This is a genomic window from Streptomyces sp. NPDC004838 (genome assembly GCF_053600955.1).
In genome coordinates this window covers 143472-153205 of the sequence record NZ_JBSGAW010000022.1, presented here as the reverse complement: position 1 = coordinate 153205, position 9734 = coordinate 143472, and the positions used below count along the sequence as shown (strand labels likewise).

7 protein-coding genes and 3 pseudogenes are annotated in these 9734 nt (G+C 72.1%); 7 read left to right on the top strand and 3 right to left on the bottom strand.

What is annotated here, in order from left to right; translation table 11 throughout:
- Window positions 1-161: pseudogene (locus ACWEFL_RS24310) on the top strand (electron transfer flavoprotein subunit alpha/FixB family protein); the annotation flags it as partial.
- Window positions 162-313: 152 nt separating this feature from the next.
- Complete coding sequence (locus ACWEFL_RS24305; protein ID WP_451716290.1) at window positions 314-1612, top strand: DUF6986 family protein; 1299 nt, start codon at window positions 314-316, stop codon at window positions 1610-1612.
- An 80-nt stretch (window positions 1613-1692) separates the two neighbouring features.
- On the opposite strand, the pseudogene ACWEFL_RS24300 reads toward ACWEFL_RS24305, so the two are convergent.
- A pseudogene (locus ACWEFL_RS24300) lies at window positions 1693-2684 on the bottom strand (LacI family DNA-binding transcriptional regulator).
- Between the two features lie 213 nt (window positions 2685-2897).
- Here ACWEFL_RS24300 and ACWEFL_RS24295 point away from each other — a divergent pair.
- A complete protein-coding gene (locus ACWEFL_RS24295) occupies window positions 2898-3872 on the top strand; it encodes an ROK family protein (RefSeq protein ID WP_451716288.1) in 975 nt (324 codons plus the stop codon).
- Window positions 3873-4135: 263 nt separating this feature from the next.
- Here the strand turns inward: ACWEFL_RS24295 and ACWEFL_RS24290 are convergent, their stop codons facing one another.
- The gene (locus tag ACWEFL_RS24290) at window positions 4136-5764 is read right to left on the bottom strand and encodes a flavin-containing monooxygenase (protein WP_451716285.1); all 1629 of its coding nucleotides are present in this window, start codon (window positions 5762-5764) and stop codon (window positions 4136-4138) included.
- A gap of 499 nt (window positions 5765-6263) precedes the next feature.
- Here ACWEFL_RS24290 and ACWEFL_RS24285 point away from each other — a divergent pair, with 499 nt between their 5' ends.
- Both ACWEFL_RS24285 and ACWEFL_RS24280 read left to right on the top strand, forming a co-directional pair.
- Window positions 6264-6761, top strand: coding sequence for a VOC family protein (locus ACWEFL_RS24285; protein ID WP_451716283.1), 498 nt, complete (start codon window positions 6264-6266; stop codon window positions 6759-6761).
- Window positions 6762-6798: 37 nt separating this feature from the next.
- Window positions 6799-6924, top strand: a pseudogene (locus ACWEFL_RS24280) (IS982 family transposase); the annotation flags it as partial.
- Window positions 6925-7161: 237 nt separating this feature from the next.
- On the opposite strand, the gene ACWEFL_RS24275 reads toward ACWEFL_RS24280, so the two are convergent.
- Window positions 7162-7572: an excalibur calcium-binding domain-containing protein gene (locus tag ACWEFL_RS24275; RefSeq protein ID WP_451716280.1), complete on the bottom strand. Its 411-nt coding sequence runs from the start codon at window positions 7570-7572 to the stop codon at window positions 7162-7164.
- Window positions 7573-7997: 425 nt separating this feature from the next.
- Between ACWEFL_RS24275 and ACWEFL_RS24270 the strand changes: the two genes are divergently transcribed.
- Together ACWEFL_RS24270 and ACWEFL_RS24265 are read left to right on the top strand one after the other, a co-directional pair.
- Window positions 7998-8969: a sugar-binding transcriptional regulator gene (locus ACWEFL_RS24270; RefSeq protein WP_451716278.1), complete on the top strand. Its 972-nt coding sequence runs from the start codon at window positions 7998-8000 to the stop codon at window positions 8967-8969.
- A 31-nt stretch (window positions 8970-9000) separates the two neighbouring features.
- On the top strand, window positions 9001-9636 hold the full coding sequence (locus ACWEFL_RS24265) for a class II aldolase/adducin family protein (RefSeq protein WP_451716276.1): 636 nt from the start codon (window positions 9001-9003) through the stop codon (window positions 9634-9636).
- The last annotated feature ends 98 nt before the right edge of the window (window positions 9637-9734 follow it).

Genomic DNA, 9734 nt, shown 5'->3' with positions numbered 1-9734 from the left:
CCATCCAGCACCGCGCCGGCATGCAGACCTCCAAGACCATCATCGCCGTCAACAAAGACGCCGAAGCCCCCATCTTCGACCTCGCCGACTACGGCATCATCGGCGACCTCTTCACCGTCATCCCCCAACTCACCGACGAAATCAACACCCGCAAAGCCTGAGCGGCCGGTCGTACGGGTCCGGAGCCGCGCGGTGGGAGACACCGCGCGGCTCCGGCCGTTCCCGGCGGCCATTGACGCAGATCACCGGCCCCACTAACTTCGCCATACGGATTGTTGATTCCGTTCAGCGGAAATCGGGAGGGTGTGCGGCGATGGGGCAGCAGGAGAATCCGGCGACGAGTCTCTCCGGGGCGGTGAGTGAGGCCGTCAGCGCCTCCCTGGCGCCGGTGGACGCCGAACTCGCCCGCCGCTACCCCGGAGATCCCGGCACCCGCCAGCCCGTCCACACCGTCTATGTGCCGGGCGACGTCTTCGCCGCCGACACGGTCCGCTCCTGGGGCGACCGGGCCCTCGCCGCGTTGGACGAACACGCCCCGGACGCCGCCGCCTTCGCCGCAGTCCTCGGCCTCCCGGACGAACTCGCCGAGCCGGTCTTCACCCGTGTCCGGGCCAAGCTGGAGCGCGAGCCCGTCGAAGACCTGCGCATCGACTTCGAGGACGGCTACGGCGGCCGAACCGACGCCGACGAGGACGCCCACGCCGCCCGCGCGGCACGCCTGGTGACCGAGGCGTACCGGACCGGTACGGCCGCCCCGTACACGGGAATCCGGATGAAGTGCCTGGAGAAGGCCGTACGGGACCGGGCCATCCGCACCCTCGACGTCTTCCTCACCGGTCTGATGGCGGGCGGGGGACTGCCGGGCGGTCTCGTCCTGACCCTCCCGAAGGTGACGTACCCCGAGCAGGTCACCGCGATGGCCCGCCTGTTGGAGGCGTTCGAGAGGGCCCACGGGCTCGAAGCGGGACGGATCGGCTTCGAGATCCAGATCGAGACCAGCCAGTCCATCCTCGCCGCCGACGGCACCGCCACCGTGGCCCGGATGATCCAGGCCGCCGAAGGCCGCGCCACCGGTCTCCACTACGGCACCTTCGACTACAGCGCCTGCCTCGGCGTCAGCGCCGCCCACCAGGCGAGCGACCACCCCGCCGCCGACCACGCCAAGGCCGTCATGCAGGTCGCCGCGGCCGGCACCGGCGTCCGGGTCTCCGACGGCTCCACCAACGTCCTGCCCGTCGGTCCCACCGCACAGGTCCACGAGGCATGGCGGCTTCATTACGGACTCACCCGCCGTGCCCTGTCCCGCGCCTACTACCAGGGCTGGGACATGCACCCCGCGCACATCCCGACGCGCTATGCCGCCGTCTTCGCCTTCTACCGGGAGGGCCTGGAGGCGGCGGCGGCCCGCCTCCGCTCGTACGCGGACCGGGCCACCGGCGACGTCATGGACGAGCCGGCCACCGCCAAGGCCCTCAGCGGCCACCTCCTCCGCGGCCTCGACTGCGGCGCCCTCGACCCCGCCGAAGTCACCCAGCTCACCGGCCTCACCCGAACGGACCTGAAGGGCTTCGCCACCGGGCGGCGAGCGGATTCCGCCGCCCCGGCCGGGTAGCCACGCCCCTGCGACGTACCGACCCCGGTGGCCCCTGCCCCGGACGAGCGCGCTCCGGAGAGCGGCCGGGCCGGACCGGTCTACTGCCCGGCCTCCCCGGCGGGCGGGATCTCGCCTGAGCCCCGGGGGATCAGGACCGTCTCCAGGGCCAGCTGCGCCGGCTCGTCGTCTATGCCGTCGAGACGGCGGAACAGACGCTCCGCCGCCGTACGGCCGAGCGCCGCCGAGTCCTGGGCGATCACCGTGATGCCCAGCAGATCGGCGAGTTCGATGTCGTCGAAGCCGACGAGGGCGATCCGGCGGTCGTGTTCCGCCAGGACGCGCACGGCCGTGACCGTCACCCGGTTGTTGCCCGCGAAGACCGCGGTGACCGGCTCCGGACCGTCGAGCATCGCGGTGACGGCCGGACGGACCCGCTCGGGAGCGGTGGAGCCGAGGGAGACCCAGGAGTCGTGGACGGCGAGCCCGGCCTCCTCCATGGCCGTGCGGTAGCCGCGCAGCCGTTCCACGGCCGTGTGGATACGGGGCTGGTCGCCGACGAAGCCGATACGGCGGTGGCCGTGGGCGATCAGATGGGCCACGCCGGCGCGGGCGCCCCCGAAACTGTCCGAGAGGACGACATCGGCCTCGATCCGGCCGGGCGGCCGGTCCACGAAGACCGTGGCGATGCCCGCCTTGATCTCGGGTTCGAGATAGCGGTGGTCATGGCCCGCGGGGATCACGATCAGACCGTCCACCCGGCGGGCGCAGAGCGCGAGGGCCAGTTCCTGCTCGCGATCCGGGTCCTCGGCGCTGGAACCGTTGATGAGGAGGGCCCCGTGCGCGCGGGCCACCTCCTCCACGGCCCGGCTCAGCGGCCCGTAGAACGGGTCGGCGAGATCTTCGAGTACGAGGCCGACGGAGGCCGTACGCCCTTTCCGGAGCACCCGCGCGCTGTCGTTGCGGCGGAAGCCCAGCGACTCGATCGCCTCCTGCACCCGCCGTTCGGTGTCGGGGTGACCCCCGGCTCGCCGTTGACCACGCGGGAGACGGTCTTGAGGCCGACTCCGGCCCGCGCCGCCACGTCCTTCATGGTGGGCCGGGTGCCGTAGCGGGGCTCGGGACCCCGTGGGCGGCCGGACACCTGCGGGAAACGGTCGGAATCGGCCACGGTGCGCAGTCCTGTCGTCGTACGGTATGTGCGAAGGTGCAGGGGTTGAGCATAGGCCCTGGACAACGTTGTCAGGGCGTTGGAGACTGTTCCCGAAGCCGCAGGTCCGACCAGTTCCCGGGGGATCCCACACGCATGGATACCGACCTCGTCGCCGCGCTCGACATCGGTGGCACCAAGATCGCCGGCGCGTTGGTGGACGGCGGCGGCCGCATCCGGCTGCGGGCTCAGTGCCCCACCCCGGCGCGGGAGGACGCGGAGACGGTGATGGCGGCCGTCGAGGCGGTCGTCGCCGAGCTGACCGGTTCACCGCTCTGGCGGCTCGCCTCGGCCGTCGGCGTCGGCAGCGCCGGTCCGGTGGACGCCTCCGCGGGCACCGTCAGCCCGGTCAACGTCCCGGCGTGGCGCGACTTCCCGCTGGTCGCACGGGTGCGCCGGGCCGTGGGCGGGCTCCCCGTCGAACTGGTCGGCGACGGCGTCGCGATGACGGCCGCCGAGCACTGGCAGGGCGCGGCCCGCGGCTACGACAACGCCCTGTGCATGGTCGTCTCGACCGGCGTCGGCGGCGGGCTCGTCCTCGGCGGCAGACTGCACCCGGGCCCCACCGGCAACGCCGGGCACATAGGCCATATCAGCGTGGACCTGGACGGCGATCCGTGCCCCTGCGGCGCGCGCGGCTGTGTCGAGCGGATCGCCAGCGGCCCCAACATCGCCAGACGCGCCCTGGAGCGCGGCTGGCTGCCGGGCCCGGGTGGCGACGCCTCGGCGGCCGCCGTGGCCGCCGCCGCCACGGCGGGGGACCCGGTCGCCCTCGCCTCCTTCGAACGGGCCGCCCAGGCGCTCGCCGCCGGAATCGCCGCCACCGCGACCCTCGTGGAGATAGGGATAGCCGTCATCGGCGGGGGAGTGGCGGGCGCGGGAGACGTGCTCTTCACACCGCTGCGCCGCAGCCTCCGCGATTACGCCACGCTCTCCTTCGTGCAGCGGCTGACCGTCGCCCCGGCGCTCACCGGCACCGACGCCGGACTCGTCGGCGCGGCGGCGGCCGCCAGGCTCGGGCGCGACGAGGCGGCGGCCGCCGGTTCCACGGTCGTCGGCAGCAGGCCCTGAGACCGGCTGCCGCCCGAAATCGCCGGCTCACCTCCGTCGGTGACGACCGGACGTACGGCCTCCAAAAGGTCCGGCTCGGCGAAGGGTTCGGCGGGACGCCCGTCCCGCCGGATCCGACAGCGCGTGCCGACTCGCCGCGCCGTGGGGGCTGTTCGCGCCCCCGCCCCGACTCGCCGCCCGCGGCGCGCGACCGTGCAGTCGGGCGGGCAGATGTGCGGACGGGCAGATGTGCGGACGGGCGGACGGGCGGGCGGGCGGACGGGTCATGCAAGGACCCCGGAGAGGGCGAAGCCCGTGTATCCGCTCCGGGCCACGGCGTCGCACTCCTCGCGGTACCGGTCGGCCCCGCCGACATACGCCATGAAGACGCGCGGCTTTCCCGGCACGTCGGCGCCCGGATACCAGGAGTCCGCGGCCGGGTGGAGCGTCCGGGAGGCGAGTTCCGCCACATGGCCGCTCCAGTTCTCCTCGGCCTTCAAGGTGGCGTCGATCTCCGCGATGCCGTTCGCGCGCAGATGCGCGAGGCAGTCGGTGATCCACTCCACGTGCTGCTCGATGGACACCGCCATGTTGGTGAGCACCGACGGGCTGAGGGGCCCGGTGACGGTGAAGAGATTGGGGAACCCGGCGGAGAGGAGCCCCAGATAGTTCCGTGGGCCGTCCGCCCACTTCTCCGCGAGCGTCACACCGTCCTTGCCCACGATCTCCACGGCGGTCAGCGACCCGGTGATCGCGTCGAAGCCGGTGGCGAAGACGATCGCGTCGAAGACGCGCTCCTGATCGGTGGTGCGGATGCCCTTGGGGGTGATCTCCTCGATCGGGGTCCTGCGCAGATCCACCAGCGTCACCTGGGACTTGTTGTAGGTGGCGTAGTAGTCGGTGTCCAGGCAGGGGCGTTTGGTTCCGAAGGCGAAACCGCGCGGGAAGAGACTCTCGGCGGTCTCCGGATCGGTGACGATCGAACGGATCTCGGACCGGATGAACTCGGCGACGGTCTCGTTGGCGGCCTCGTCGACGAGGATGTCGGTGCAGGAGCGCGGCATCGCACTGAGCACACCTTCGTTCCAGGCGGCCTCGTAGCTCGCCGTGCGCTCCTTCGGCCCCACGTCCAGGGCCGACCGGGTCGGCGCAGCGCAGACGCTGCCGCCTTTGGACAGGCGCTGCGCGGCACGGAACCCCGGATAGCCCGCCTTGTGCTCCGCGACCTCCGTCGCGGTCAGCGGATGGTTCCAGGCGGGCAGCGCATAGGCGGGCGTGCGCTGGAAGACGGTGAGTTCGGCGGCTTCCTCGGCGATGACCGGGATGATCTGGACGCCGGAGGAACCGGTGCCGATGACGGCGACCCTTCTGCCGGCGAGCTTCGCACCCTCACGCGGCCAGTGCGCGGTGTGGTAAGTCGGCCCCTCGAATCTGTCGGCGCCGGGGACACCGGGGTCCTTGGGGGTCGAGGAACAGCCCGAGGCCATGACGACGAACCGGGCGGTGACGCACTCGCCGGTATCGGTGGACACCTGCCAGGTGTGGCCGTCCTCGTCGTACAGCGCCCGGGTGACCCGTGTGTTCAGAGTGACGCCCTCACGCAGCCCGAACCGGTCGGCCACATGCCGGATGTAGCGAAGGATCTCCGGCTGGGTGGCGTACTTCTCGCTCCACACCCACTCCTGGTCCGGTTCCGGGGAGAAGGAGAAGGAGTACGGCATGCTCTCGATGTCCCAGCGGGCGCCGGGACAACCGTTCCGGAACCAGGTCCCGCCGATGTCGTCGCCGGCTTCGAAGACGCGGGTGCGCAGGCCCAGTTCGCGCAGCCGGTAGAGCTGGTAGAGGCCGGACAGACCGGCTCCGACGATGACGACGTCGACCGGCTGGGACGGGGATCCTGGGGTGGCGTCCATGGCGGAATCTCCTCATCGGGGGTGCCCTCGCCCGGTCTGTGCGGGCAGGCGCGCCGTTACGGTGCGGGCCGCCGGACGGGACGCGGCGCGGCCGTCCCGGCGGTGGCGTGGAGTCCGGTCGTCGGCCGCCGAGACCGGAGAGCGAGCGTGGGGTGGCGGACACCGGCCGTCCCTCTCACGCATCGCGCGGAAGGGAACGCCTTGTCTGCCTCGGGCCCGGGGGAGACTCCCGGCACCCGTCGGCCACGATCCTGCGCCGGGTACGGTCCGTGCCGCCACCGGTGCGGATGAGGTAGGCGGAGAATGCCGAGTAGTTGGCGCGATCGGCGCGAGAAACGGCCGGATGGACCGTACCGCCGTACGGGGAGCCGGTCCCGCGGCGGGGGCGTGGCCAGGCGGGACGGCTCGCGGCGCGGAGGGGCATCTAGGACGGGAACCGGCCTAGAGGGAAGTTAGCGTCATCGCCGCGTGAGGCACTCGCACCCCAGGAGGCAGTCAGATGTCCGTCAAACCGGTTCCGCAGGGCTACCACACCGTGACGCCGTGGATCATCTCGCGCGACACGGTGCAGCTCATCGACTACATGAAGAGGGCCTTCGGCGCGGAGGAGCTCGCGTGCCTCGCGGGCGAGGACGGGGCCATCGAGCATGCGGAGGTACGGATCGGGGACTCGGTGGTGATGATGTTCGACGCGCGGCCGGAGTGGCCGCCGACCCCCGGTTTCCTCCGTCTTTACGTCGAGGACGCCGACGCCGTGCACCGTCGGGCCGTCGCGGCCGGCGGCACCTCGGTCACCGAGGTCACCCACCTGTTCTTCGGAGACCGGGTCGGGCGGGTACGCGATCCGCTGGGCAACCTGTACTGGATCCAGACCCGTGTGGAGGATCTGAGCCCGCGGGAAATGGAACGCCGCCTCGGCGAATCGGAGTTCACCGAGGCTATGGAGTACGTCCAGAGCGCCGACTTCTTCCCCGCCCGGGAATCCCGCCTCGGCTGACTTCCCGGAGCGGGAAGAGGGTGTCCGAGACCGTTGTGTGGCGAACGAGAACGTGGACACCTCGCTCACCGCACTGTGTGTGAAGATCGATGACGAGCAGGGGACCGGCCGGTGGGTGGGCAGGCCGCCACGGCTGACGGACTCTGAACTCGTCTGTCGTGCGGATCGGTCCGGCAGGCGGGCCGGGGCCGCTCGGGGCAGGTGAGGGAGCCTGTGGTGGAGTCGTTCGGCCGGGAGGAACCCGGCTCCGAAAGCTCGCGCCGCTCCGTCACCGCTCCGGCCCGGCACCGGCCTCTCGGTCCTTGAGCGGCCCCGCTGCCGCTCCCGGCGGGGCGCGGGGTGCTCAGGGGAGCGGTGCGGTCCGCAGTCCATTCGCTCGTCCGTTCGCAGGCGGCTCCGGCTATTCGCAGGCGACTCCGTCGCCGTCGCGGTCGAGATGCCTCCCGTAACCGGGCTCTCCCCTGCGGATGGGGTCGGCGCCCGCGTTCCGGACCGCCGTGCAGTTGGCGTAGTACACGGACACGGAACCCCCGCCGCTGTCGGACCCTCCGCCGGAACCGCCGGAGTCGCCGCCCTTGCCGTCCGCGGGCGCGACGGTGACGCGGACGGTCTTGGTGACGGTGGGAGCGGGCTTCGGCGTGGCGGTCACAGTGACGGTGGCCGCCGGTTCGGCGGAGGCGGTCGCGGTGGTCGTCACGGTCACCGTCGGGGTGGCCTCAGCGGCGGCGGTGGCCTTCTCCCCCTCGGCAGGGGAGTCCGTCCCGGCGATGACTCCGATGAAGAACAGCAGGAACCCCGCCGGGATGAGCACCCGCTTCCGTGTCCATTTCGACCGGGACGGCCGCGGGCCGGGCGGAGTGTTGGGGACCGGCCCGGAGGGCGGCTGGGGCGGCTGACCCCACTGGGGTGGCTGATTGTACGACATGTGTCCCCCCAAGGGCACTTCGTGGAGGGTTGACCGTAGCGAGGCGGTGCGCCTGGTGTGAGAGTTCTGCGTGATCGGTGATGCAGTCGTGACCGAAGTGTGGAGGCCGTTTGCCCGCCCGTGTCCGCCTCCCCGTGCCGATGGGGCGCCGAGGACCGTACGGCGGGGGCCGACGCGCACCGTGCGCCGGCCCCCGTCCGCGTGTGGGTGTGGACGGGAGTTCTCCCGCCGGGTGTGTGTGGCGCCCGCCGCCGGTTCCCCGCCTCTTGACCGGTCGGCCGGATTGGAGGCAGGATTTGAACGGAGGATCAATGGCGCGAACGAATGATCGCAGGCAGCCGCCGTTGGGCAGGATCGCGCGGCTGTACTACGAGCACGGCCTGACCCACCAGGAGATCGCGGATCTCTGTGGGCTCTCCCGTATCAAGGTCACCCGGCTGCTGGCCGAGGCCCGGCGGGTGGGCATCGTCGAGATCACGGTGCACAGCGACGATCATCTGTTCGTGGGGCTGGAGTCGGCCCTGGGGCGCGCCTATCCACTGCGCCAGGCATGGGTCGGCCCGGCGTTCGAGGACGAGGCGCGGGCCGCCCACTCCCTGGGCGCGGTAGCCGCCGAGTGCCTCGGCGCCTTCCTGGAGGACGGGGTGACCGTGGCAGTCGGGCTGTCGGCGTCCGTCGCCGCCATTCCCCGGCACCTGCGGCCGGGAGCGGTTCGGGACGTCGGCGTCGTGCCGCTCACCGGGAGCGGAGGTGGCATCTCGCGCGCGGCCAGCTCCCATGAACTGGCCCTCGCCTTCGCCGCCGCGGTCGGCGGGCACGCCTACCATCTGCCGGCCCCCCTGCTGGCGCGCGACGCCCGGTCCGCACAGGTCTGGCGCGAGGACCCGGCCGTACAGGAGACGCTGGACCGGGCCGTCTCCTCCGACGTCCTGGTCGCGGGGATCGGCGGGACGACCGGGAACACCGGTCTGCTCGTGGAGAGCCTGAGCGCTTTGGACCTCGCGGCCATCCGCGGCCGGGGCGCGATAGGCGACATCTCCGGCCGGTTCTTCGACACCGACGGCGCGGTGGTTCCGGGCGACGTGGACGACCGCCTCATCGGGCTGAGCCTCGAGCAGCTGCGGGCGGTGCCCGTCCGTGTCGGGGTGGCCCGAGGGGCCGGGAAGCGGCAGGCGCTGGAGGTGGCGCTGCGCCAGGGGCTGATCAACGTCCTGGTCACCGACAGCAGCACCGCCGAGGAACTGCTGGCCGCCGCCGACGCCCCCTCCGGGGCGCCTTCATGAGCGAACGTGCAGTCAGAGGAAGGGACATGATGTGAAGCCGGTTCATACGCGCGAGGATCTGCGCGAGCGGCTGATGGAGGTCGGCCGGCTCGTCGTGGAGCGCGGGCTGGTGCTCGCCAGCGGCGGCAATCTGTCGGCGCGTCTGCCCGGCAGCGACGAGTTCGTGGTCACGGGGGCGGGGACGTGGCTGGACCGGCTGGAGGAGACGGACTTCTCCGTCATGACCCTGGCCGGAGAGCGGACGGGCGGCGCGGCCAGGCCGTCCAGCGAGTGGAAGCTGCACCAGCGCACCTATCAGGTGCGCCCGGACGTGAACTGCGTGGTGCATCTGCACCCGCAGCACGCGGTCCTGCTCGACGCGATCGGGCAGCCGATCCGGCTCATCAGCCTCGACCACGCGTACTACGTCCGCTCGGTCGGCACGGTGCCGTACTACCCGAACGGCTCGGACGAACTGGCCGCGGCCGCCGCCGAACAGGCGCGGCAGCACAACTGCATGGTGCTCTCCCACCACGGCTGTTCGTCACTCGGCGAGGACATCGGCATGGCCTTCCGGCGCGCTGTGAATCTGGAGGAGGCCGCGACCGCGACCTTCCGCGCGCTGACCCTGGGCAACACCACCGCGAGCTTCCCGCCCGAGGAACTCGCCGCGCTGCACCACGCCTGACCCGCCGTCGGGCCCGACGCCCTGTGGGCGGGTACCACTTCCGGAAGGGGTACCCGCCCACAGAGCCGTCCGCCCACAGAGCCGTCCGCCCGCGTACG